Origin of the sequence: Anoxybacteroides tepidamans (assembly GCF_014201465.1) — a bacterium.
GTDB classification, from domain to species: Bacteria; Bacillota; Bacilli; order Bacillales; family Anoxybacillaceae; genus Anoxybacteroides; species Anoxybacteroides tepidamans.
The window spans coordinates 81,303-106,951 of the sequence record NZ_JACHEP010000002.1 but is presented as its reverse complement, the minus strand read 5'-3'; the positions used below and the strand labels follow the sequence as shown (position 1 = coordinate 106,951).

22 protein-coding genes are annotated in these 25,649 nt (G+C 43.5%); all 22 read left to right on the top strand.

Annotated elements, in window-relative coordinates:
* Positions 1-63 precede the first annotated feature (63 nt).
* A complete protein-coding gene (locus HNQ34_RS03380; protein WP_183251532.1) occupies positions 64-2,343 on the top strand; it encodes a DNA translocase FtsK in 2,280 nt (759 codons plus the stop codon).
* A gap of 221 nt (positions 2,344-2,564) precedes the next feature.
* Positions 2,565-3,296: a GntR family transcriptional regulator gene (locus HNQ34_RS03375; RefSeq protein ID WP_183251530.1), complete on the top strand. Its 732-nt coding sequence runs from the start codon at positions 2,565-2,567 to the stop codon at positions 3,294-3,296.
* Between the two features lie 93 nt (positions 3,297-3,389).
* A complete protein-coding gene (locus HNQ34_RS03370; RefSeq protein ID WP_183251528.1) occupies positions 3,390-4,475 on the top strand; it encodes a BMP family lipoprotein in 1,086 nt (361 codons plus the stop codon).
* A 136-nt stretch (positions 4,476-4,611) separates the two neighbouring features.
* On the top strand, positions 4,612-6,141 hold the full coding sequence (locus tag HNQ34_RS03365) for an ABC transporter ATP-binding protein (protein ID WP_183251526.1): 1,530 nt from the start codon (positions 4,612-4,614) through the stop codon (positions 6,139-6,141).
* Entirely contained in the window at positions 6,138-7,184 is a 1,047-nt protein-coding gene (locus HNQ34_RS03360; protein ID WP_183251525.1) for an ABC transporter permease, read from the top strand. Before HNQ34_RS03365 ends, HNQ34_RS03360 begins: the two co-directional genes overlap by 4 nt.
* Positions 7,185-8,144: an ABC transporter permease gene (locus tag HNQ34_RS03355; protein WP_183251521.1), complete on the top strand. Its 960-nt coding sequence runs from the start codon at positions 7,185-7,187 to the stop codon at positions 8,142-8,144.
* Between the two features lie 162 nt (positions 8,145-8,306).
* The gene (gene yfmF / locus HNQ34_RS03350) at positions 8,307-9,563 is read left to right on the top strand and encodes an EF-P 5-aminopentanol modification-associated protein YfmF (protein ID WP_183252206.1); all 1,257 of its coding nucleotides are present in this window, start codon (positions 8,307-8,309) and stop codon (positions 9,561-9,563) included.
* Positions 9,563-10,858: an EF-P 5-aminopentanol modification-associated protein YfmH gene (gene yfmH, locus HNQ34_RS03345; protein WP_183251518.1), complete on the top strand. Its 1,296-nt coding sequence runs from the start codon at positions 9,563-9,565 to the stop codon at positions 10,856-10,858. The genes yfmF and yfmH overlap by 1 nt, the downstream gene beginning before the upstream one ends.
* 41 nt (positions 10,859-10,899) lie before the next feature.
* Positions 10,900-11,616 carry an elongation factor P 5-aminopentanone reductase gene (gene ymfI / locus HNQ34_RS03340; protein ID WP_183251516.1) on the top strand — a complete coding sequence of 239 codons (717 nt, stop codon included), beginning with the start codon at positions 10,900-10,902 and terminating at the stop codon, positions 11,614-11,616.
* Positions 11,617-11,687: 71 nt separating this feature from the next.
* Complete coding sequence (locus HNQ34_RS03335; protein ID WP_183251514.1) at positions 11,688-11,936, top strand: DUF3243 domain-containing protein; 249 nt, start codon at positions 11,688-11,690, stop codon at positions 11,934-11,936.
* Positions 11,937-12,150: 214 nt separating this feature from the next.
* Complete coding sequence (locus HNQ34_RS03330; RefSeq protein ID WP_183251512.1) at positions 12,151-12,942, top strand: DUF3388 domain-containing protein; 792 nt, start codon at positions 12,151-12,153, stop codon at positions 12,940-12,942.
* 23 nt (positions 12,943-12,965) lie between these two features.
* Positions 12,966-13,826: a helix-turn-helix domain-containing protein gene (locus tag HNQ34_RS03325; protein ID WP_183251510.1), complete on the top strand. Its 861-nt coding sequence runs from the start codon at positions 12,966-12,968 to the stop codon at positions 13,824-13,826.
* 52 nt (positions 13,827-13,878) lie between these two features.
* Positions 13,879-14,457: a CDP-diacylglycerol--glycerol-3-phosphate 3-phosphatidyltransferase gene (gene pgsA, locus HNQ34_RS03320; protein WP_183251507.1), complete on the top strand. Its 579-nt coding sequence runs from the start codon at positions 13,879-13,881 to the stop codon at positions 14,455-14,457.
* 24 nt (positions 14,458-14,481) lie between these two features.
* Positions 14,482-15,726, top strand: coding sequence for a competence/damage-inducible protein A (locus HNQ34_RS03315; RefSeq protein ID WP_183251505.1), 1,245 nt, complete (start codon positions 14,482-14,484; stop codon positions 15,724-15,726).
* Between the two features lie 142 nt (positions 15,727-15,868).
* A complete protein-coding gene (gene recA, locus HNQ34_RS03310) occupies positions 15,869-16,924 on the top strand; it encodes a recombinase RecA (protein ID WP_183251503.1) in 1,056 nt (351 codons plus the stop codon).
* Positions 16,925-17,278: 354 nt separating this feature from the next.
* Positions 17,279-18,838 carry a ribonuclease Y gene (rny, locus tag HNQ34_RS03305; protein ID WP_183251501.1) on the top strand — a complete coding sequence of 520 codons (1,560 nt, stop codon included), beginning with the start codon at positions 17,279-17,281 and terminating at the stop codon, positions 18,836-18,838.
* Between the two features lie 84 nt (positions 18,839-18,922).
* Positions 18,923-19,717, top strand: a complete 795-nt coding sequence (locus HNQ34_RS03300) for a TIGR00282 family metallophosphoesterase (RefSeq protein WP_183251499.1) — start codon at positions 18,923-18,925, stop codon at positions 19,715-19,717.
* 125 nt (positions 19,718-19,842) lie between these two features.
* Positions 19,843-20,103 carry a stage V sporulation protein SpoVS gene (gene spoVS / locus HNQ34_RS03295; RefSeq protein ID WP_027408762.1) on the top strand — a complete coding sequence of 87 codons (261 nt, stop codon included), beginning with the start codon at positions 19,843-19,845 and terminating at the stop codon, positions 20,101-20,103.
* Between the two features lie 72 nt (positions 20,104-20,175).
* Positions 20,176-21,096 (top strand): dipeptidase, encoded by a 921-nt coding sequence (locus HNQ34_RS03290; RefSeq protein WP_183251497.1) that lies wholly within the window; start codon positions 20,176-20,178, stop codon positions 21,094-21,096.
* 198 nt (positions 21,097-21,294) lie between these two features.
* Positions 21,295-23,031: a 2-oxoacid:acceptor oxidoreductase subunit alpha gene (locus HNQ34_RS03285; protein WP_183251495.1), complete on the top strand. Its 1,737-nt coding sequence runs from the start codon at positions 21,295-21,297 to the stop codon at positions 23,029-23,031.
* A gap of 2 nt (positions 23,032-23,033) precedes the next feature.
* Positions 23,034-23,900 carry a 2-oxoacid:ferredoxin oxidoreductase subunit beta gene (locus HNQ34_RS03280; RefSeq protein ID WP_183251493.1) on the top strand — a complete coding sequence of 289 codons (867 nt, stop codon included), beginning with the start codon at positions 23,034-23,036 and terminating at the stop codon, positions 23,898-23,900.
* A gap of 176 nt (positions 23,901-24,076) precedes the next feature.
* Positions 24,077-25,648, top strand: coding sequence for a tRNA (N6-isopentenyl adenosine(37)-C2)-methylthiotransferase MiaB (gene miaB, locus HNQ34_RS03275; RefSeq protein WP_183251491.1), 1,572 nt, complete (start codon positions 24,077-24,079; stop codon positions 25,646-25,648).
* Position 25,649 lies beyond the last annotated feature (1 nt).

Sequence of the window (25,649 nt, the reverse complement as noted above, 5' to 3'; positions counted from 1 at the left end):
AAAAGCAGCCAACGTTGGCTGCTTTTTTTCGACATTTCCATTTTTGTATCGGAGTGGAGAACTATGGCTAAACGCAAACGTCACCATCAAAAACAAAGAAAAAAACACGAATGGAAAACGACCTTTCGTTTCGAATTAATGGGTCTTGCGATGCTCGGTCTTTCCGTCATTGCAATGGCTCGTCTTGGTTTAGTTGGAAAAACGCTCGTCTTGTTTGCGCGCTTTTTTCTCGGAGAATGGTATATGCTTTTATTAATCGGTCTGCTTTGCTTAGCCATTTATCTGATTTGGAAACGAGCATGGCCCTCTTTTGTTCATCGTTGGCTGATTGGCATTTATACGATCGTTATTGCCCTTTTATTATTGAGCCATCTAACGTTATTCCAATTATTATCTCGTCAAGGAGAGTTTCGTGACCCGAGCATTATCCGCACAACGTGGGAGCTTTTTTGGATGGAAGTGAAAGGAGCATCTACTTATCCCGATTTAGGTGGCGGGATGATCGGTGCTGTTTTATTTGCCGCAAGCTATCAATTGTTTGATGAGCTTGGTACGAAATGGGTTTGCTTCTTTTTGTTTGTGATCGGGTTAATCCTCATCACCGGAAAATCGCTGAACGAAACAGCCGGAAAGGCGATCGCTTGGCTTGTTTCATTTATTCGCCAACAATGGCAAGAATTTGTTATGGACGTAAAAAGCTTTTTACATCAAAAACGGACGCCGCGCAGTACAAAACAGCAGATAAAACCGAACGAACATGAAGCGGCATTAGAACAAGTTCAGGAAGAAGAGGTATCGACACCGCCGATTATTTCTGATTTTAGTGCGGTTCGGGCTGCTGAGCAAACGACTGAACAGACGGTGCAAGCTGAGGAAGAAGAAGCAAACGAACCGATCACTTTTTCGGAAATGGAAAATACCGACTATCAATTGCCGCCAATTGAGTTGTTACGTCTACCAAAACCGACCAAGCAAGCAAAAGACCATGCTAATATTTATGCGAATGCGCGAAAACTTGAAAAAACGTTTCAAAGTTTTGGAGTAAAAGCAAAAGTGACGCAAGTTCATCTTGGGCCGGCTGTTACAAAGTATGAAGTGTATCCAGATGCAGGGGTAAAAGTGAGCAAAATTGTGAGTTTAAGTGATGATTTAGCATTGGCGCTTGCAGCGAAAGACATTCGCATTGAAGCGCCGATTCCAGGAAAATCAGCGATTGGCATTGAAGTGCCAAATGAAGAAATAGCAACTGTTTCGCTGCGGGAAGTATTAGAGGCGACGGAGCATTACAAACCAGAAGCGAAGCTTGTTATTGGATTAGGAAGGGATATATCGGGAGAAGCGGTTGTCGCAGAGCTCAATAAAATGCCGCACCTTTTAGTGGCAGGGGCAACAGGAAGCGGAAAAAGCGTCTGTATTAATGGCGTTATTACGAGTTTATTAATGCGGGCAAAGCCGCATGAAGTGAAAATGATGATGATTGACCCGAAAATGGTAGAATTAAGCGTATATAACGGCATACCCCATTTATTGGCTCCGGTTGTCACTGATCCGAAAAAAGCATCGCAAGCGTTGAAAAAAGTTGTCAGCGAAATGGAGCGGCGCTATGAATTGTTTTCGCATACTGGAACAAGGAATATTGAAGGTTATAACGAATATATTCAACGACATAACCAGCAATCGAACGTCAAACAACCGCTATTGCCTTATATTGTCGTCATTGTCGATGAGTTGGCTGATTTAATGATGGTCGCTTCTTCGGATGTAGAAGATTCAATTACTCGGCTTGCGCAAATGGCACGGGCGGCTGGCATCCACCTCATTATTGCAACACAACGCCCTTCCGTCGATGTGATCACGGGAGTCATTAAAGCGAACATCCCTTCCCGCATTGCATTTAGCGTTTCCTCTCAAACCGATTCGCGAACGATTTTAGATATGGGAGGCGCTGAAAAATTGCTTGGACGCGGTGATATGCTGTTTTTGCCAATGGGAGCGCCAAAGCCAATTCGCGTGCAAGGAGCGTTCGTATCCGATGAAGAAGTGGAAGCGATCGTACAATTTGTCATCTCCCAGCAAAAAGCACAATATCAGGAAGAAATGATTCCAAGCGATACAGTGGAGGAAGAGGCAGATTTTGATGACGAACTGTATGAGGAAGCTGTCCAGTTGGTTGTTGAGATGCAGAGCGCCTCTGTTTCGATGCTGCAGCGCCGCTTTCGTATCGGTTATAATCGTGCTGCTCGCCTCATTGATGAGATGGAAGCGCGCGGAGTCGTTGGACCTTATGAAGGAAGCAAACCGCGTGCCGTACTCGTTCCGAAAGAAAATGCAAAAACCTCATAAAAGTTGTGAACGATGATTTCAAGCAGATCAAAGAAAATCTGCTTGAAATCAGAATATCACATTGAAATCGCTTACATTCATTCTTTTTTACTTTTTTCGACAAATTTTTTATTCCCTATTTATTTATGAATCAAAAAGTGTTATAGTAATGTCGGCTAGGTTAAATTGTCTAACGTCAGAGGTCTGATATCTGTAAACTATCAAATTGGAGGCTTTTTCGGATGTCTATTAAGTCAGACAATCGTCACCTATACTTACAAGTGATCGATCGAATTAAACATGATATTGAAACAGGCGTTTACAAGGAGAAACAAAAGCTCCCATCCGAATTTGAACTGTCGAAGCAACTAGGAGTAAGCCGAGCGACGTTACGCGAAGCTCTTCGCGTGCTAGAAGAAGAAAATGTTATCATTCGCCGGCATGGTGTCGGTACGTTTGTGAACGCCAAACCGCTGTTTACTTCCGGCATCGAGCAGTTAAGCAGCGTAACGGATATGATTAAGCAAGCCGGACGAAAACCCGGGACGATCTTTCTTTCTTCTTCTGTTCAAGGACCAACCGAAGAGGATATACGCCGGTTTCAATGTTCACCTGATGAAGACATTCTTTTTGTGGAACGGGTACGGACAGCTGACGGTGAGCCGGTTGTGTATTGCGTAGATAAAATCCCTTGTAAATATTTGCCTAAAGGTATTTCTTACGAACATGAATCGTTATTTGAGAATTTGCACAATCAAACGAATCACGATATTGCATACGCCATAGCTCATATTGAACCGCTCGGCTACCATGAGAAAGTGTCACCAACGCTACAGTGCGATCCGGAAACAGCGTTGCTCGTTTTAAAGCAAATGCACTTTGATAAAAATGATGAACCGATTTTATATTCCATTAACTATTTCAAATCAGATAAATTTAGCTTTCATGTGTTGCGGAAACGCGTCCATTTTTAAAGGGGGGTGACATTTTGGTACATAGAAAAGCGGCGTGTATTCAATAATAAAAAAGTATATTTATTCACTATTTTTTGCTAGGGGGTAGAAGCGATGAAGAAAAAACGCGTTGGTCTAGCTCTTTCGCTTGTGTTAGCTGCTGGCACGTTGCTTGGTGGCTGCGGACAGGCGCAAAAAGCAGGAGAAAAGAAAGACAATTTTACAGTAGCAATGGTTACAGACGTCGGCGGTATTGACGACAAGTCGTTCAACCAGTCAGCATGGGAAGGATTGCAAAAATTCGGCGAAGATAACGGCATGAAAAAAGGCAAAGACGGCTATGACTATTTGCAATCGCAAAGCGATGCGGATTATGCAACGAACTTAAACAAACTAGTAAGAAGCAACTTTGATTTAATTTACGGAATTGGATTTTTAATGACAGATGCGATTACCAAAATTGCGGAACAAAAACCGAAGCAAAAATTTGCCATTGTTGACAGCGTTGTTAACAAACCAAACGTAGCAAGCATTACGTTCAAAGAACATGAAGGTTCGTTCCTTGTTGGGGTTGTGGCAGGACTTACAACAAAAACAAACAAAATCGGTTTCGTCGGCGGTATGGAAATTCCGTTAATTGAGAAGTTTGAAAGCGGATTCCGTGCAGGGGTTAAAGCCGTTAATCCAAAAGCAACGGTAGAAGTTCAATATGCAGGTGCGTTTGACCAAGCGGATAAAGGAAAAGCGATTGCATCAAGCATGTATGCTTCTGGTATTGATATTGTTTACCATGCGGCGGGTGCGACTGGTAACGGTGTGTTTTCTGAAGCAAAAGACTTAAAAACGAAAGATCCAAACCGTGAAATTTGGGTCATCGGTGTTGATAAAGACCAAGCTCCAGAAGGTGTTGTAAAAATTGGCGGCAAAACATACAACGTCACATTAACATCAATGGTGAAACGTGTAGACGTTGCGGTATATGACGTTGCGAAGAAAACAAAAGAAGGCGAGTTCCCAGGCGGAAAAGTGCTTGAGTACGGTCTTCCTGAAAACGGTGTAGGAATTGCACCAACTCAAGACAACATCAAACCAGAAGTATTACAAGCAGTTGATGAATGGAAACAAAAAATCATTAAAGGCGAAGTAAAAGTACCAACAACACGCGATGAATACAAACAATTTGAAGCTAGCTTGAAATAAGCTAGGAACTGAATCAAAAGGCTAGTTTGCGCTAGCCTTTTGATTCGCCAAAAATCATTAAATGAAAAGTTACAAGATTATTTGTAACTTTTCATTTAATGATTTTAACATGCTCATTTAAGAGGAGTGAATCTGTTTGGAATATGTAATTGAAATGCTCAATATCCGAAAAGTATTCGGCAATTTCGTTGCTAACGACAACATCACTCTCCAAGTCAAAAAAGGGGAAATTCATGCCCTTCTTGGAGAAAACGGCGCTGGGAAATCGACGCTTATGAACGTGTTGTTCGGGCTTTATCAGCCGGACGGTGGGGAAATTCGCGTCAAAGGGCAGCCTGTGAAAATCTCGAACCCAAACGTCGCGAACGATCTCGGCATCGGCATGGTACATCAACATTTTATGTTAGTAGATACATTTACGGTTACGGAAAACATTATTTTAGGAAGTGAACCGACTAAAGGGGGGAAAATTGATATTAAGCGCGCGGAGCAAGAAGTGCGTGAACTATCAGAACGTTACGGGTTAGCAGTCGATCCAACGGCGAAAATTGCGAATATTTCCGTGGGAATGCAACAACGTGTAGAAATTTTAAAGACGCTCTATCGCGGTGCAGAGATTTTGATTTTTGACGAACCGACAGCTGTTCTCACGCCGCAGGAAATTCAAGAGTTGATTCAAATTATGAGAGCGCTCGTTCGCGAAGGAAAATCGATCATTTTAATTACGCATAAGCTAAAAGAAATTATGGAAGTGTGCGACCGCGTAACGGTCATTCGCCGCGGAAAGGGGATTGGAACGCTGAATGTGGCAGATACGAACCCAAATGAACTTGCAGCGCTTATGGTGGGGCGCGAAGTTCATTTCAAGACGGATAAAAGACCGGCACAGCCTGGAAAAGAAGTGCTAGAAATTAAAGATTTAGTCGTCAAAGACGCGCGTGGAGTCACGGTTGTTGATCATTTGAATTTGACGGTTCGTGCGGGAGAAATCGTTGGGATTGCCGGAGTCGATGGAAACGGACAGACAGAGTTGGTGGAGGCGATTACTGGGCTCATTAAAGCCGAGTCTGGTTCTATTAAATTAAACGGACAAGACATTTTTAACCTTCCGCCGCGCAAAATTACGGAAGCAGGAATGGGGCATATTCCACAAGACCGCCATAAACATGGATTAGTGCTTGATTTTCCAATCGGAGAAAACATGGTGTTACAAACGTATTATAAAGAACCATACTCGAAAAAGGGCATCTTGAATTTTAAAGCGATTTATGAAAAAGCACGTCAATTAATTGCCGAGTTTGATGTACGTACACCGGATGAATACACGCAAGCTCGTGCTCTTTCCGGCGGTAATCAGCAAAAAGCAATTATCGGCCGTGAAGTCGATCGTAATCCAGATTTACTGATCGCTGCACAGCCAACGCGCGGTCTTGACGTTGGAGCAATTGAGTTTATTCATAAGCGCCTCATCGAGCAGCGCGATCAAGGAAAAGCGGTCCTTCTTGTTTCGTTCGAATTGGATGAAGTCATGAATGTAAGTGACCGAATTGCTGTCATTTATGAAGGGAAAATTGTTGCGATTGTGGATCCGAAAGAAACAACGGAACAAGAACTCGGTTTATTAATGGCAGGAAGTAAACGGAAGGAAGCAGGTGTTTCTTCATGAATTCAACTCGTTTCACAAACTTTTTCGTTCCTGTGTTTGCGGTTTTGCTTGGCGTTATTGCCGGCTCGATTGTAATGATTGTCAGCGGATATAACCCAATTGCAGGATATTCTGCGCTTTTATACGGAGCGTTTGGTGATAGCTATTATATCGGGGAAACGATCCGCCAAACGACCCCTTATATTCTTGCTGGATTAGCGGTTGCGTTTGCGTTTCGTACCGGTCTTTTCAACATCGGGGTCGAAGGACAATTAATTGTTGGCTGGCTTGCTTCGGTATGGGTCGGCGTTTCGTTTGATCTGCCAAAAGTGATTCATTTGCCACTTGCGGTTTTAGCGGCAGCGGCAGCAGGTGCGTTATGGGCGTTTATTCCGGGCTTTTTAAAAGCGCGTTTTAAAGTGCATGAAGTCATCATTACCATTATGATGAACTATATCGCTTTACATGTAACGAACGCCATCATTCGTTCTGTGCTATCAGATAAAGGGTTTAAATCAGCAAAAATTCATGAATCAGCATCATTACAATCTGAGTTTCTACAGTCTATTACGGACTATTCAACGTTACATTATGGAATTATTATTGCGCTTATCGGTGCTGTCGTGATGTGGTTTTTACTTGAAAAAACGACAAAAGGATATGAACTGCGTGCGGTTGGTTTTAACCAACATGCTTCCCGTTATGCCGGAATGAACGTGCCGCGCAACATCATTTTAGCGATGGTCATTTCCGGCGCGTTTGCTGGAGTTGCTGGGGCGATGGAAGGTCTCGGCACGTTCGGGAACATTTCTGTCAAAGCAGGATTTACAGGTGTCGGTTTTGATGGCATCGCCGTTGCTTTAATCGGAAGCAACAACGCATTCGGTATCATTTTATCAGCGCTTCTGTTCGGAGCTTTAAAAGTGGGAGCACTTGAAATGCCGTCAAGTGCAGACGTGCCAACCGAGCTCGTCGATATTGTCATCGCATTAATTATTTTCTTTGTCGCATCTAGCTATTTAATTCGTTTACTATTATCTCGTTTCAAAAAGGAGGGAAAATAAGTGGGCGTTTATGAAATTTTACAAATCATTGTTCCTTCGGCGATTTTCTTTGCTGCTCCACTTATTTTCACGGCGCTTGGCGGTGTATTTAGCGAGCGTTCCGGTGTTGTCAACATCGGATTAGAAGGGTTAATGGTCATCGGAGCGTTTACGAGTGTTGTGTTCAACTTAACGTTTGCGGACCGTTTCGGCGAGTTTACTCCTTGGCTAGCTCTTGTCATGGCAATGATTGTTGGGGCGGTTTTTTCGCTTTTTCATGCTGTTGCATCGATTACGTTCCGTGCAGACCAAGTCGTCAGCGGCGTAGCGATTAACTTTTTAGCGATCGGTTTATCGCTCTTTTTAGTGAAAAAAATGTACGGAAAAGGGCAAACGGATCAAATTCAAGTTGGTTTTGATAAAATCGATATTTTTGGACTTAGTCATATTCCGGTGCTCGGTCCGTTATTTTTCTCAAATGGCTACATTCCCTCTTACATTGCGATCGCACTCGCGTTTGTTGTCTGGTATATTTTGTTTAAAACACCGTTCGGCCTTCGCTTGCGTGCGGTCGGGGAACATCCAATGGCGGCGGATACGATGGGGATTAACGTCACAAAAATGCGCTATATTGCGGTTATGATTAGCGGTGCGTTAGGCGGCATCGGCGGCGGAGTATATGCGACGATCATTTCCCGCGACTTTAGCCATGCGACGATTTCCGGACATGGTTTTATGGCGCTTGCGGCGATGATTTTCGGCAAATGGCATCCGCTTGGGGCGATGGGAGCCGCACTATTTTTTGGTCTCGCTCAAAGTTTAAGTATTGTTGGTCAAACGATTCCATTTTTAAAAAATGTGCCGACCGTTTATTTATTAATTGCTCCGTACGTTTTAACGATTCTTGCACTTGCGGGGTTCATTGGACGTGCCGATGCACCAAAAGCGTTAGGAACGCCGTATGTAAAAGGAAAACGATAATGAGAACGAAGAACTCGACATGGATCGTCGGGTTCTTTTTTATTTGTTATTTGCATTTTCTTTTGGTGAAACTGTATATTGATGATAAGGCTAAAATGATTAGGGAATATTAGGATAAAATGAAGAGGAGGAGTCGTTTTGATTCGTGAGAACATCACAACGATGCAAGGATTTCGCACGCATTTGCTTCAAACAGATAAATATAAAACAAATACGCTTGTCTTAAAAATGAAAGCCCCTTTATCAAAAGAAACAGTTACGTTGCGTGCGCTTTTGCCGTATGTATGGCAAAGCGGCACAAGTAACTATCCAAGCATGAAAGCGCTCAGAACGTATTTAGATGAGTTATATGGAGCAACGTTAAATGTCGATTTAGCAAAAAAAGGGGAATATCATATTATTACGATTCGGCTTGATATCGCGAATGAAAAATTTTTAAAAGAACAGCCGGCTCTTCTCGATAAAGCGATTGAGCTTTTAAGCGAAATCGTGTTTCATCCAGCGCTTGAAAACGGTCGGTTTGTTAACCAAATCGTCGAACAAGAAAAACGGACGTTAAAACAGCGCATTCAATCGGTATATGACGATAAAATGCGCTATGCTAATTTGCGGCTCATCGAAGAAATGTGCAAAAATGAGCCATATGCGCTCCATGTAAATGGGCAGCTAGAAGATGTAGAGCGTATCACACCGGATCGTTTGTTTGCTTATTATGAAAAAGCGTTACAAGAAGATGAGATTGATCTGTATATCATCGGTGATATCGATGAAACGAGCACGCTAGAGATTGTCGAGTCGTATTTCCAGATGCCAAAACGTTCGGCTCGCGCGCAAAAGAAACGACATGTTCAACAAAAGGTGATGACAAACGTTCGCGAAGTCGTAGAAAAACAAGATGTAAAACAAGGGAAACTGAACATCGGCTATCGCACGCATATTACGTATGATGATGATAATTATTATGCATTGCAAGTGTTTAATGGTATCTTCGGCGGTTTTTCGCATTCCAAACTGTTCATCAATGTTCGGGAAAAAGCAAGCCTCGCTTATTATGCCGCTTCTCGGCTAGAAAGCCATAAAGGGCTGTTAATGGTGATGTCTGGAATTGAACCAGCGAACTATAAAAAGGCGGTTCAAATTATTCACGACCAAATGAAAGCGATGAAACAAGGCGATTTTACCGATGAGGAAATGGTGCAAACGAAAGCAGTCATTCGAAACCAATTGCTTGAAACGCTTGATACGCCGAGAGGCCTTGTTGAAGTGTTATACCACAACATTGTTTCGGAGCGGAAACGCCCGATTGATGAATGGCTTGCACGAACGGATGAAGTGTCACGTGAAGATGTTGTCCGCGTCGCCAACCAAATTGAGCTCGACACGATTTATTTCCTTACCGGAATGGAGGAAGCCAAGTAATGGAGAAAATTGTTTACGAACAGTTGCAGGAACAATTGTATTATGAAAAAATGCCGAACAGCTTGGATGTGTACATTTTACCGAAAAAAGCATTCAACAAAACGTATGCGACCTTTACGACGAAGTATGGATCGGTTGATAATCAATTCGTTCCCCGTGGAAAGACGGAGATGAAGCGCGTACCGGACGGAATCGCCCATTTTCTCGAGCATAAGCTGTTTGAAAAAGAAGACGGGGATGTGTTCCAACAATTCAGCAAGCAAGGGGCTTCCGCTAACGCTTTTACGTCATTTACGCGAACGGCATATTTATTTTCAAGTACGGCCAATGTTGAAAAAAACTTAGAAACGTTAATCGATTTTGTCCAAACTCCATATTTTTCTGATCAAACGGTCGAAAAAGAAAAAGGCATTATCGGTCAAGAAATCCGCATGTACGACGACAACCCGGATTGGCGCTTATATTTTGGTCTAATTGAAAGCATGTATCACAATCATCCCGTAAAAATTGATATTGCCGGAACGGTTGAATCGATTGCCGACATTACAAAAGAACTGTTATATGAATGTTACGAAACGTTTTACCATCCGAGCAATATGTTGCTGTTCATTGTCGGCCCAGTCGATGAAAGAGCCATTATGGAGCAAATTCGCAACAATCAGATAAAAAAAACATTTCCAGAAGCTTCTGCTATTCAACGTTTTGTTTATAATGAGCCGGAGGAAGTAGCAAAGAAAAAACACATTATTCCGATGCACGTTCAAACGAGTAAATGTCTCATCGGCGTCAAAGCGCAAAACGTCCGACAAAAAGGAAAAGAAAAATTAAAGCATGAACTGGTGATGAATGTATTGCTCGACTATTTATTCGGGAAAAGTTCCCCGCATTACGAGCGGTTATACCAGCTTGGGCTCATTGACGAAACGTTTGCGTATGATTATACGGAAGAAGAACAGTTCGGCTTTGCGCTTGTCGGCGGCGATACGAGCGATCCGGAACGGCTGGCAGAAGAAATGAAACAGATCATCTTATCGTTTGATGATTCCGTGTTGACAAATGAAGACTTAGAGAGGGTGAAAAAGAAAAAAATTGGCGCGTTTTTGCGCTCCCTCAACTCGCCGGAGTATATTGCGAACCAATTTACACGCTATGCCTTTCATGAAATGAGCCTGTTTGATGTCGTTCCGATGTTGGAATCCATAACGGCTGATGATATAGCCGAAGTAGCGAACGAGTGTTTTAACGAGCGGCAACTTGCAGTTTGTCAAGTCGTTCCAAAAGAAGAAAGAAAATGAGCATCCTTTAATCCAAAGGATGCTTTTTTAGGGGGATCAATATGAAGTATGCGTTAATTACCGGAGCGAGTGGAGGAATTGGCGCAAGCATTGCCCAGCAGCTCGCTCGCGACGGTTATGGGCTTTTTTTGCATTATAACAAAAATAAAGAGCGGATCGAGACGTTGAAAACAGAACTTGTGAACGTTTGTGTAACAGCTGTTCAAGCTGATCTATCGGAAGTAGATGGAGTGGATAGTCTTCTTGCGCAAATCGACCGTCCGATCGATGTCCTTATTCATAATTGTGGCAATAGCTATTATGGCTTAATCACTGACATGAGCGATGAATGTGTCAAAAGAATGGTACAGCTTCACGTAACAAGTCCTGTGCTGTTAACAAAAAAATTGCTTCCGGCAATGATCCGAAAAAAAAGCGGAAACATTGTCGTCATTTCATCCATTTGGGGATTAACCGGCGCGTCGTGCGAAGTCGTTTATTCGATGGTTAAAGGCGGACAAAATGCATTTGTTAAAGCGCTCGCCAAAGAACTGGCACCAAGCGGCATTCGTGTCAATGCGGTTGCTCCAGGCGCGATTCGTACAGAGATGTTGCAATTATTTAGCGATGAGGAACTGCAAAGTATCGCGCAAGACATTCCGCTAGGACGGATCGGTGAACCAAATGAAGTGGCGAAAACGGTATCGTTTTTGCTTTCGGAAGCTGCTTCTTATATTACTGGTCAAATCATCAGTGTAAATGGCGGCTGGTATTGCTAATCATCGTAAGTATATTTTTCGAATCAGTTAGGTAAACTATTGGTGAAACCGAATAGGAGGAGGGAACAGCCATGTCTGTATTAGACAACTTTGAACAATGGAAAGGCTTTTTAGGCGATCGCCTTGAGCAGGCAAAACAGCAAGGGCTTAACCAACAAGTCATTTCCGATGTCGCTTACCAAATCGGCGACTATTTAGCGAAACAAGTCGATCCGAAAAACCCTGAAGAACGTCTTCTTTCCGATCTATGGAGCGTGGCGGATGAGCAAGAGCAACACGCTATTGCCAACATGATGGTGAAATTAGTGCAGAAGAAATGAGAGGCTGACTCGAAATGTTCAACAGAATAACGGGTTTTGTATTGTTGTTCTGTAAGTATATACGGTAGCGCAGAAGGGTGTCGCTTTTAGACACCCTATTTTTTCATGGGAAATAAACGTTCGTTCCCTTTTCTGTTGCGTTTCTTATTGATATTATAGTAGTATGAACTTATCACGTGATACGTGTCTCCTTAAGCGCAAGGGAGGGAATGGGTTGGGGAAACAAGAGTGGTATTTGGAATACGAAATTCACATTAATCGTCCGGGTTTGTTAGGAGATATTTCTTCACTTTTAGGGATGTTGTCGATCAACATCGTTACGATTAACGGCGTTCATGACTCACGCCGAGGCATGCTACTTCGCTGCGACAATAGCGAACAAATTGAGCGGCTTGCATCGATTTTGCGAACGATGGATAACATAACCATTACAAAGTTAAGACAACCGAAATTGCTTGACCGTTTGGCGGTGCGACACGGACGCTACATTCAGCGCGATGCCGACGACAAAAAAACGTTTCGTTTTGTTCGTGATGAATTAGGATTGCTTGTCGACTTTATGGCGGAAATTTTTAAGCAAGAAGGGCATAAGGTGATCGGTATTCGCGGCATGCCCCGCGTCGGCAAAACAGAATCGATTGTTGCGGCAAGTGTTTGTGCTAACAAACGTTGGTTGTTTGTTTCTTCCACGCTAATTAAGCAAACCGTTCGCAGTCAGCTTATTGAAGATGAATATAGCGAAAACAATATTTTTATTATTGACGGAATTGTATCGACGCGCCGTGCGAATGAGAAACATTGGCAGCTCATTCGCGAACTTATGCATCTCGAAGCAACAAAAGTAGTGGAACATCCGGATATTTTCGTGCGCCATACAGAATACACGCTTGACGACTTTGACTATATTATCGAGTTACGTAATGATCCGTCTGAAGAAATTACATACGACGTCGTGGATCAATCATCGTTGTTTTCGCACGACGGATTTTCCGAATTTGATTTTTAACAAAAACGTGGAAGGTGTTATCGTTGACGGAACTAGGTAAACGATTAAAAGAGGCGAGAGAATCCAAAAAGCTGAGTTTAGACGAAGTGCAGCATATAACGAAAATTCAAAAGCGTTATTTGATTGGCATTGAAGAAGGCAACTATTCGATTATGCCAGGAAACTTTTATGTGCGAGCATTTATTAAACAATATGCGGAAGCAGTAGGGCTCGATCCAGAAGAAATTTTTCATGAGTACGGGCACGAAATTCCTCCATCACATCATGATGATTTGCCAGAGCAGCTTTCCCGCGTGAAGAGCAGGCAACAAATTTCCACGAAACATGATAAATGGTTCGCTTTGCTTCCGAAGTTGCTCATGGCAGCAGCAATCATTGGCGCAGCAGTGATTCTTTGGATGTTTTTGCAAAACCGCAGTCCAAATGTACAATCGCAACAACAACCGATCAATCAGACGACAGAAGTGGAGCGTTCGAAAAACTCACCGCTAGAAAAAGCGGAGGAAAAGGAAAAGCAAAAGCAGGAAGAAAAAAACAGCAACAGCTCGAACAAACCGGCTTCAGCGCCGATTTTCACCGTTACAGAAACGAACGGAAATACCTCAACGATTGAAATTACCGCTGATCAATTGGTGCTTGAAGTCACGTCTAAAGGAGCGTCTTGGGTAGAAGTATTTAACGGAAAGGGCCACTCATTTTTTAAAGACACGCTAAAAAATGGACAAACATTGACATTTGATTTAACGTTGGAATCGGAAGTGTTTGTAAAAATTGGACGAACATTGGATGTAGAAATGAAAGTGAACGGGCAGCCGTTTACGTATCCAATTGATCCGAAAAAAGAAGTATACCAAAAAATGAAAATCATATTAAAAAAACCGTAAGTCATCTATTCGCTAGATGGCTTTTACATGTTTAACAGCGGAGGTATTGAGGGTGAATTTACCGAATAAAATTACAGTAGCACGCATTATGCTAATTCCTCTTTTTTTAATCGTGATGTTAGTCCCTTTTCGTTGGGGCAACATTGAAATGGGAGCGGAGTCGATGCCTGTTTCCCACCTCATTGGTGCGATCATTTTCATTATTGCGTCCGTAACGGATTGGATTGACGGGTATTATGCGCGTAAATATCAATTAGTTACAAATTTAGGGAAGTTTTTAGATCCGCTCGCGGATAAACTGCTTGTGTCAGCGGCTCTCATCGTTCTTGTTGATTTGCAATACGCTCCTTCATGGATGGTCATTGTGATCATCAGCCGCGAGTTTGCGGTGACGGGGCTTCGGCTTGTGTTAGCCGGAGAAGGAGAAGTCGTGGCGGCAAATATGCTTGGGAAAATTAAAACGTGGACGCAAATTGTGGCGATCTCAGCCCTTTTGCTTCACAACTGGCCGTTTGCTTTTCTCTCCTTCCCATTTGCGGATTTGGCGCTTTGGGTAGCCGTCGTTTTTACTATCTGGTCTGGTTGGGACTATTTTGCAAATAACAAACATGCCTTTTTGCGTTCAAAATAAGGGGAGAAAAAGGAGGAGCTTTGCTTGAATGCGGAAATTATTGCGGTCGGCTCAGAGTTATTGCTCGGACAAATTGCCAATACAAATGCGCAATTTTTATCACAGCAATTAGCGGAATTAGGAATTAACGTCTATTTTCATACTGTTGTCGGCGACAACGTACAGCGTTTAGAACAGACGGTGAAAATAGCGCAAACCCGGGCGGATTTGATTATTTTTACCGGCGGGCTCGGACCAACGAAAGATGACGTAACGAAAGAAACGATCGCACGCTTATTGCAGAGGGAGCTTGTGATGGACGAGGAGGCACTTCGCTCGATTGAAGCGTATTACGCTCGCACAAAGCGAACGATGACCGAAAACAATAAAAAACAAGCGCTCGTTTTAACAGGAGCAGAAGTGTTGAAAAACGAATACGGGATGGCTCCGGGCATGGCTTTAACAGTCAACGATGTGACATATATGCTCCTCCCTGGTCCACCAAAAGAAATGATGCCGATGTTTATCCGTTATGGCCGCCCGTTTTTGCTTGGAAAATTACAGCGGCACGAGCGCATTGAATCACGGGTGCTGCGCTTTTTTGGCATCGGGGAATCGCAGCTGGAAACAGAAATTGAAGATTTGATTGACCGGCAGTCGAATCCGACTATTGCGCCGCTGGCAGGAGATGGGGAAGTCACATTAAGAATCACTGCGAAACATGCATCTGCCGTGGAAGCGAAAAAATTGTTGGATGAAGCCGAGCAGGCGATCGTCCGGCGTGTCGGCCAGTATTTATACGGATATAACGATGATACGTTATTTTCGAAAGTAATAGAGCGGCTAAAAAAGTACGGCAAAACGATTGCCGCTGCGGAAAGTTTGACAGGCGGCCGCTTCGCCGCTGAACTGACGGCGATTCCGGGCGCTTCACAAACGGTGAAGGGCGGTGTTGTTTGCTATACGAATGAGGTAAAAGAGCGCGTTCTTTCGATCCCCGCTTCGGTGCTCAAGACGGACGGTGCGGTCAGCGGACAGTGCGCGAAGCTGTTGGCTGAACATGTGCGCACGTTATGCCAGGCGGATATCGGCGTCAGTTTTACCGGAGTAGCAGGACCGGACCCGTTGGAAGGAAAACCGGCTGGAACGGTGTATATCGGCGTAGCGGTGGCTGGCCATGAAACGGAAGTGCACTCCTTAACATTAGTCGGCGACCGCGAAACAATTCGGACGCGGACAATAAAATATGGCTGTTTTGCCGTTTTAAAACGATTGACAGCTGTCTTGTAAGGCAGCTGTTTTTTCTTGATTTATGATTTCTAGTTTTTCCAGAAAAACCAAATAAAAACGAATAAACGTTCGATTTTTTTCTTGGCAAAGCTATGAAAAAACGATATAGTAGTAGATAGTAACGGATAAGGAGGAATGATCAATGAATCAAGATCGTCATGCGGCCTTGGAACAGGCGCTGAAGCAGATTGAAAAGCAGTTTGGCAAAGGATCGATTATGAAATTAGGGGAGCAAACAGACCGGCAAATTTCTACCGTTTCTAGCGGCTCTCTCGCGCTTGATATTGCATTGGGCGTGGGGGGATATCCGCGCGGACGAATCGTTGAAATTTACGGGCCAGAATCTTCTGGTAAAACGACCGTTGCTCTTCATGCCATCGCAGAAGTGCAAAAACAAGGTGGCCAAGCAGCGTTTATCGATGCAGAGCACGCACTCGATCCAATTTATGCCAAAAATTTAGGTGTCAATATTGATGAGTTGCTACTTTCCCAGCCGGACACGGGTGAGCAGGCACTCGAGATTGCAGAAGCGCTTGTAAGAAGCGGCGCGGTCGATATTATTGTCATTGACTCGGTGGCGGCGCTTGTTCCGAAAGCGGAAATCGAAGGGGATATGGGCGACTCCCATGTCGGTTTGCAGGCGCGTTTAATGTCGCAGGCGTTGCGCAAACTATCCGGCGCGATCAACAAATCAAAAACAATCGCTATCTTTATAAATCAAATAAGGGAAAAAGTAGGGGTTATGTTTGGAAACCCCGAAACAACTCCCGGGGGAAGAGCGCTCAAATTTTATGCCTCAGTTCGTTTAGAAGTGCGCCGTGCCGAGCAGATTAAGCAAGGCAACGATATGGTTGGAAATAAAACAAAAATTAAAGTCGTCAAAAACAAAGTGGCTCCTCCATTCAAAACAGCGGACGTCGATATTATGTATGGGGAAGGAATTTCGCGTGAAGGCGAAATTATTGATATGGCTTCAGAGCTCGACATCGTTCAAAAGAGCGGTTCGTGGTATTCATACAAAGACGAGCGCCTTGGCCAAGGCCGCGAAAATGCGAAGCAGTTTTTAAAAGAAAACCCGCATATTGCGGATGAAATTGCTCAAGAAATTCGCAAACATTATGGGGTGGATGCTGTTGCGCGAGCAGTAAGCGCAAATAACGATCAACAAGAAGAAATCGACTTTTTCGAAGAAGAATAATGAAACAAGAAGAGACCGCAACATGCCGGTCTCTTCTTGTTTTTAAAACATTCCGTCATATTGTAATGCTTATTATCTTGACAATAAATGTTACCACCTTTAAAATGAACATGTATATTTTACAAAAAAGTGAAGGTCCGGGTTTCATCCTTAAATTTACGATGAAACAGTTTGAATCGGACGTACTGAGCGTGAGCGCTTTGTTAAATTTCCGTTGATGAACGTCTTGCTACGTGTACACGGCACTCATCAACAAGAACAAAAGCCTTTGCGCTATATGTGGAAATTGTAACAATGTACATGCCGACATTCATGAAGCAACAAACAAGTTTATAGCAAGAGGAGGTGAAATGGATGGGTGTCAATATAGTCATCTCCGCTTTGCTTAGTCTAGTCGTCGGTGCAGTTGTTGGCTTTTTTGTTCGTAAGTCTATTGCAGAGGCAAAAATGGGTGGCGCTCAAATGGCGGCCAACCAAATTCTTGAAGAAGCAAAACGTGAAGCGGATGCACTAAAAAAAGAAGCGCTTCTTGAAGCAAAAGATGAGATTCATAAACTTCGCACAGAGGCAGAGCGCGACATTCGCGACCGCCGTCTTGAACTACAAAAACAAGAAAACCGTTTATTGCAAAAAGAAGAGAATCTCGATCGCAAAGATGAAGCATTGAATAAACGCGAGGCGCTTTTAGAGAAAAAGGAAGAGTCTCTTAACAAAAAACAACAGCATATTGAAGAGATGGAAAGCAAAGTGGAAGAACTCGTTCAAAAAGAGCAAGCGGAACTAGAGCGTATTTCTAGCTTAACGCGCGAAGAAGCGCGTCAAATTATTTTAGAGCGTGTTGAAAAAGAATTGTCACACGAAATTGCCGTCATGATTAAAGAGGCGGAAACGCGTGCGAAAGAAGAAGCTGATAAGAAAGCAAAAGAAATTTTATCGCTTGCTATTCAACGTTGTGCGGCTGACCATGTAGCAGAAACGACCGTATCGGTTGTGAACTTGCCGAATGATGAAATGAAAGGCCGGATTATAGGCCGCGAAGGACGTAACATTCGCACACTTGAAACGTTAACGGGTATCGATCTCATTATCGATGATACGCCGGAAGCGGTCATTTTATCTGGATTTGACCCGATTCGCCGCGAAACTGCTAGACTTGCTTTAGATAAACTTGTTCAAGATGGGCGTATTCATCCGGCACGAATTGAAGAAATGGTTGAAAAAGCAAGACGAGAAGTGGATGAACATATTCGCGAAGTCGGAGAGCAAACAACGTTTGAAGTAGGTGTTCACGGACTGCACCCGGATTTAATAAAAATTTTAGGGCGTCTAAAATTCCGGACAAGCTACGGTCAAAACGTGTTGAAGCACTCGATGGAAGTCGCCTTTTTGGCGGGGCTGATGGCCGCTGAACTAGGCGAAGACGAAATGCTCGCAAGACGGGCGGGGCTTCTTCATGACATCGGAAAAGCGATTGACCATGAGGTGGAAGGAAGCCACGTGGAAATTGGTGTGGAGTTGGCAACGAAGTATAGAGAACATCCAGTTGTTATCAACAGCATTGCTTCCCACCACGGCGACACGGAACCAACCTCGATTATCGCTGTGCTCGTCGCAGCAGCTGATGCCCTGTCTGCGGCAAGACCAGGAGCGCGGAGCGAAACGTTAGAAAATTATATTCGCCGTCTTGAGAAGCTTGAAGAAATTGCGGAATCGTATGAAGGGGTCGAAAAATCTTATGCGATTCAAGCAGGACGGGAAGTGAGAATCATGGTAAAACCGGATGCGATTGATGATCTCGAAGCTCATCGACTAGCGCGCGATATTCGCAAGCGCATCGAGGAGGAGCTTGATTATCCGGGACACATTAAAATTACGGTGATTCGTGAAACGAGAGCGGTCGAATACGCAAAATAAAGTGGCAGCATTGCCACTTTATTTTTTTTTCATTTTGTGACAAACTTGAACTAGCAAAACTCCAAGCTTAGAAAGGGTTATATGATGAAATTGTTGTTTATTGGAGATGTTGTCGGATCACCAGGGCGAAAAATGGTCGAACAATACCTTCCGAAGTTAAAAGCAAAACATAAGCCAAACATCATCATTATCAACGGCGAAAACGCTGCAGGAGGAAAAGGAATTACAAATAAAATATACCGAAACTTCCTTGATCAAGGAGTTCATGCGGTGACGCTCGGGAACCATACGTGGGACAACCGTGACATTTTTGAATTTATCGATGAAGCGAAATCGTTAGTCCGTCCAGCTAATTTTCCAGAGGGGACACCCGGAAAAGGAATCATATACGTGCAAACGGACCAACTCGAAGTCGCAATTATTAACTTGCAAGGAAGGACATTTTTACCGGCGATTGATTGTCCGTTTAAAAAAGCCGATGAGCTGATTGCCGAAGCATCCGAGCGCACACCTATTATTTTTGTCGATTTTCATGCAGAAGCGACAAGTGAGAAACAAGCAATGGGATGGTATTTAGATGGGCGTGTTTCCGCCGTGATCGGCACGCATACGCACGTACAAACAGCGGATGCTCGCATTTTACCGAAAGGAACCGCCTACATGACAGACGTCGGCATGACTGGCCCATATGACGGCATTTTAGGTGTCGATCGGGAAGCAGTATTGAGAAAATTTTTGACATCTCTTCCGATTCGCTTTGAAGTGACGGAAGGAAGGAGTCAGCTGAATGCGGTGTTAATTGAGATTGATCAAAAAAGCGGGAAAGCGAAAACGATTGAACGCATTATCATCAACGATGATTATCCTTATTTTGAATAATCAACTTTTTACGAATTTTTAAAAAATATTTTTTGTTTTAGCAGGAATACTTGTCAAAACAGTGAATATAGTAACAATGAGTTGATAATGAATCCATCATTGCGGAAATTAAGGAGGAACTAGGAATGGAAATATTAAAAGTTTCAGCAAAATCGAACCCTAACTCTGTAGCTGGTGCACTTGCTGGAGTATTGCGCGAACGTGGAGCTGCCGAAATTCAGGCGATCGGCGCAGGTGCATTAAACCAAGCCGTTAAGGCCGTAGCGATCGCACGAGGATTTGTGGCACCGAGCGGAGTAGACCTTATTTGTATTCCTGCATTCACAGATATTATCATTGATGGCGAGGAGCGTACAGCGATTAAATTGATCGTTGAGCCTCGCTAATCGGTCCAATGATAGCATAACCTGTTTGCTTTCAAACAGGTTATTTTATTTTGTTGACGGGGGGAGTCGCATATGATTTTTGATGCTCATTGTGATGCGTTAATGAAACTATGGAGAAATCGCTCGCTGTCATTTGAAGATAGTCAAGAGCTTCATGTTACGTTTCAATCGCTTGCAAAAGCAAAAAGCAAAGTGCAATGTTTTGCGATTTATATTCCAGAAAACGTTCCGGAAGAATCGCGTTTTATCGTTGCGTTAGAAATGGTTGATTTGTTTTTTGAACAAATCTCCCGTTTTCCCGATATGAAATTCGTTCGGACGAAAGCCGATATCGCTTCCTTAGCTGAACACGAAATCGGAGCGATGTTAACGCTTGAAGGATGCGAAGCGATCGGAACGAATCTCGTCAAACTAAAAACATTGCTGCGCCTTGGAGTTATTTCAGTAGGTCTTACATGGAACTGGGCGAATGCCGTTGCCGACGGAGCATGGGAAGAGCGCGGAGCTGGTTTAACGAAATTTGGCAAGCAAGTGATTGTTCAACTCAATGAAGCGAAACGGTGGACGGACGTTTCACATTTGTCCGAAAAAGCGTTTTGGGATGCGATTGAAATTGCCCAGTTTCCAATCGCTTCGCATTCGAATGCGCACGTTCTCTGCCCACATCCTCGTAATTTGCGTAACGAACAAATAGAAGCATTAATTCAAAAAAATGGAGTAATGGGGATCACATTTGTTCCGTATTTTGTAACAAAGAAAACAGAACATGCGACCATTTCAGATGTTCTTCGTCATTTAGAGCACGTTTGTTCATTGGGAGGAGCTCGTCATGTCGGGTTTGGCTCTGATTTTGATGGAATTGAAGAAACAGTGGCAGGTTTAGAAAATGTTCGCTGCTACGAAAACTTAATCAATGAGTTGCAAAAACGCTATTCAGAAGCCGATGTAGAACATTTTCTCTTCCGCAACTTTTATGAACATTTACCACAATAAAGGAAAATGATAATTTTTCACTTAAAGGGTTGCATTTTTTTTCCGATAGGTCTAGAATGAAATCGTTTAGTATATTCCCATATGCTAAAATTTCTGAAAAAATCACAGGTTGAAATTCTAGTGATTTTATCGGAAAAGTGCTACACTTATAATCGAAAACATACGCTATAATCGATGGAATTTAAAGGGGTGTAAGAGATGATTAGTCAACTTTCATGGAAAGTTGGAGGACAACAAGGGGAAGGTATCGAAAGTACCGGTGAAATATTCTCCATTGCTTTAAACCGCTTAGGTTATTATTTGTACGGTTATCGTCATTTTTCTTCCCGCATTAAAGGCGGGCATACGAACAACAAAATTCGTGTAAGTACAACACAAGTTCGTTCGATTGCCGACGATCTTGATATATTAGTAGCTTTTGACCAAGAGACGATTGATTTCAACTTTCATGAGCTACACGATGGAGGCATTGTCATTGCGGATGCGAAATTTAATCCGACGATTCCGGACGGTTCGAATGTAACTTTGTATGCGGTTCCATTCACAGATATCGCCACGAATTTAGGAACATCGCTCATGAAAAACATGGTCGCGGTCGGTGCTTCCAGTGCGGTACTTGGTCTTGACATCGACGTGTATCAAGAGGTAGTGGAGGAAATTTTCGGTCGCAAGGGGCAGCAAGTGGTAGAAAAAAATATGGAAGCGCTTCGAGCAGGCGCTCAGTTTATGAAAGAGCAACTTGGTGATAGTATCCAAACGATGAAGTTGGAGAAAGCGGACGGTAAAAAGCGCATGTACATGATCGGCAACGACGCAATTGCACTAGGAGCGCTTGCCGGCGGTGCCCGCTTTATGGCTGCTTACCCGATTACCCCAGCATCCGAAATTATGGAATACTTAATTAAAAAACTCCCATCGTTAGGCGGTGCCGTCATTCAAACAGAAGATGAAATCGCTGCTTGTACGATGGCGATCGGTGCGAACTATGCAGGGGTGCGCACATTAACTGCATCAGCAGGTCCAGGTCTTTCATTAATGATGGAGGCGATCGGTCTTGCCGGAATGACGGAAACGCCAGTCGTCATTGTTGATACGCAGCGCGGCGGTCCAAGTACGGGGTTGCCAACAAAACAAGAACAATCAGACTTAATGGCGATCATTTACGGAACGCACGGGGAGATTCCAAAAATCGTCATAGCGCCAAGCACAGTGCAAGAAGCGTTTTATGATATGGTAGAAGCGTTTAACTTGGCAGAAGAATATCAATGTCCGGTCATCGTTTTATCCGACTTACAACTTTCGCTCGGAAAACAAACGGTTGAGCCACTTGAGTATGATAAAATCGAAATTCGCCGAGGTAAGTTGTTGACAGGAGAGCTGCCAACTCTTCCAGATAAAGAGTATTTCAAACGATATGAAGTGACAGAAGATGGCATTTCTCCACGCGTGCTCCCTGGAACGCCAAACGGCATCCATCATGTCACAGGCGTCGAGCATGCGGAAACAGGAAAACCATCAGAAGTTGCGGCGAATCGTAAAGCGCAAATGGACAAACGTTTACGGAAGTTGCAACATCTTAAATTTAACATGCCGGTTTACAAACAAGTCAAACACGAAGAAGCAGATGTATTGATCGTCGGTTTTAACTCGACGCGCGGGGCGATTGAAGAAGCGATGGAACGTCTTGAATTGGAAGGCTTCAAAGTGAACCATGCACACATCCGTCTCGTTCATCCGTTCCCGACAGACGAAGTATTACCGCTTGTACAAGCAGCGAAAAAAGTCATCGTCGTGGAACATAACGCAACAGGTCAATTGGCCAACCTTTTAAAAATGAACGTTGGACATGCCGAAAAAATTTCGAGCATCTTAAAATATGACGGCAACCCATTCTTACCGAACGAAGTTTATACAAAATGCAAGGAGTTGTTATAATCATGGCGACGTTTAAGGATTTTCGTAATGACGTGAAACCGAACTGGTGTCCAGGCTGTGGCGATTTCTCTGTTCAAGCAGCGATTCAGCGTGCGGCGGCTAACGTCGGCTTAGAGCCGCATCAATTAGCGGTTATTTCTGGAATCGGCTGTTCCGGACGTATTTCCGGTTACATTCATTCTTACGGTTTTCACGGCATTCACGGCCGTGCATTGCCGATTGCGCAAGGCGTGAAAATGGCGAACCGCGACTTAACCGTCATTGCGGCAGGAGGAGACGGAGACGGATTTGCGATCGGGATGGGGCATACGATTCATGCGATCCGCCGCAACATCGACATTACGTATATCGTCATGGATAACCAAATTTACGGATTAACGAAAGGCCAAACATCACCGCGAAGCGATGTCGGCTTTAAAACGAAAAGCACACCGCAAGGATCAGTAGAGCCAGCCCTTTCCATTATGGAAATGGCACTAAGCGCAGGTGCAACGTTTGTCGCACAAAGCTTCTCAAGCGATTTAAAAGAATTGACTCAGCTCATTGAAGAAGGTATTAAACATAAAGGCTTTTCTTTAATTAACGTATTCAGCCCTTGCGTCACATATAACAAAGTGAACACATATGACTGGTTCAAAGAACACTTAGTCAGCTTGAGCACGATCGAAGGCTATGATCCATCCAATCGTGACATGGCGATGCAAACATTAATGAAACATAAAGGACTTGTGACAGGGCTTATTTATCAAAATAAAGAACAAAAATCGTACCAAGACCTTATCCACGGCTACAGCGAAACACCGCTTGCTCATGCGGACCTTCAATTAAGCAAAGAAAAATTTGATCAGCTAGTTGCTGAATTTATGTAATGGAAACAAAAAACTCCTAGACGGGTATTGCCTGTTTAGGAGTTTTTTGTTACTATAAGCTGTTCGGGGATAACCTTGAATAACAATTTTATGAACGCTATTGTTTCACGCGCGCACAAATTATATACTATGATAGTGTGCCAATTCGTTTGAAAAGATAGAAAGGAGATGGTTATATGAACGAAAAACAACGATTAGAACAAACAGGGAACATTCAAACAGCTGATCATCCAACGGACAAAAAATCCGCTTTGGATGTATTAAAGCAAAAAACGAGCAAAGATTATGAGAAATATTTCTCGACGGTTTTTATTCCACCGAGCTTAAAAGAAGCAAAAAAACGCGGCAAAGAAGAAGTCAAATATCATAAAGACTTTACGATTCCGGAAGAATTTCGCGGCATGGGGAATGGACGCAAATTTTACATCCGCACATATGGCTGCCAAATGAACGAACATGACACGGAAGTTATGGCTGGCATCTTTATGGCGCTTGGGTACGAGCCGACGGACCGTCCGGAAGACGCGAATGTCATTTTGCTGAACACGTGTGCCATCCGTGAAAATGCGGAAAATAAAGTGTTTGGCGAAATCGGGCACTTAAAACCGCTTAAACAAAATAATCCGGATTTGCTTCTTGGCGTGTGCGGCTGTATGTCCCAAGAAGAATCCGTTGTAAACAAAATTTTAAAACAATATCAATATGTCGACATGATTTTTGGCACACACAACATTCACCGTTTGCCGTATATTTTAAAAGAAGCGTATATGTCGAAGGAAATGGTCGTCGAAGTATGGTCGAAAGAAGGCGACGTGATCGAAAACCTTCCGAAAGTACGCAAAGGCAACATTAAAGCATGGGTCAACATTATGTACGGCTGTGACAAATTCTGTACGTACTGTATCGTCCCTTATACGCGCGGGAAAGAGCGCAGCCGCCGTCCGGAAGACATCATTCAAGAAGTGCGCCATCTTGCCGCCCAAGGATATAAAGAAATTACGCTTCTCGGCCAAAACGTGAACGCTTACGGCAAAGATTTTACCGATATGAAATACGGCCTCGGCGATTTAATGGACGAACTCCGCAAAATTGATATTGCGCGCATTCGCTTTACAACGAGCCATCCGCGCGATTTTGATGACCGCTTAATTGAAGTGCTCGCAAAAGGCGGCAACTTAGTTGAACACATTCATTTGCCTGTTCAATCTGGAAGCACAGAAGTGTTGAAGATGATGGCGCGCAAATATACGCGTGAACAATATTTAGAGCTTGTCCGCAAAATTAAAGCGGCGATTCCGGATGTTTCGTTAACAACCGACATTATCGTCGGCTTCCCGAACGAAACGGAAGAACAATTTGAAGAAACGTTATCGCTTTACCGTGAAGTCGAATTTGATTCGGCGTATACGTTCATTTACTCGCCGCGCGAAGGAACGCCAGCAGCCAAAATGGAAGATAACGTGCCGATGGAAGTGAAAAAAGAACGCCTGCAACGTTTAAATGCGCTCGTCAATGAAATTTCTGCGAAAAAATTGAAGGAATATGAAGGCAAGATTGTCGAAGTATTAGTAGAAGGCGAAAGCAAAAACAATCCGGATGTCCTTGCGGGTTATACGCGCAAAAACAAGCTCGTCAACTTCACAGGCCCGAAATCGTCCATCGGCAAGCTTGTGAAAGTGCGCATTACAGAAGCGAAAACATGGACATTGAACGGAGAAATGGTAGAAGAAGCGATCGAGGTGAAATAAG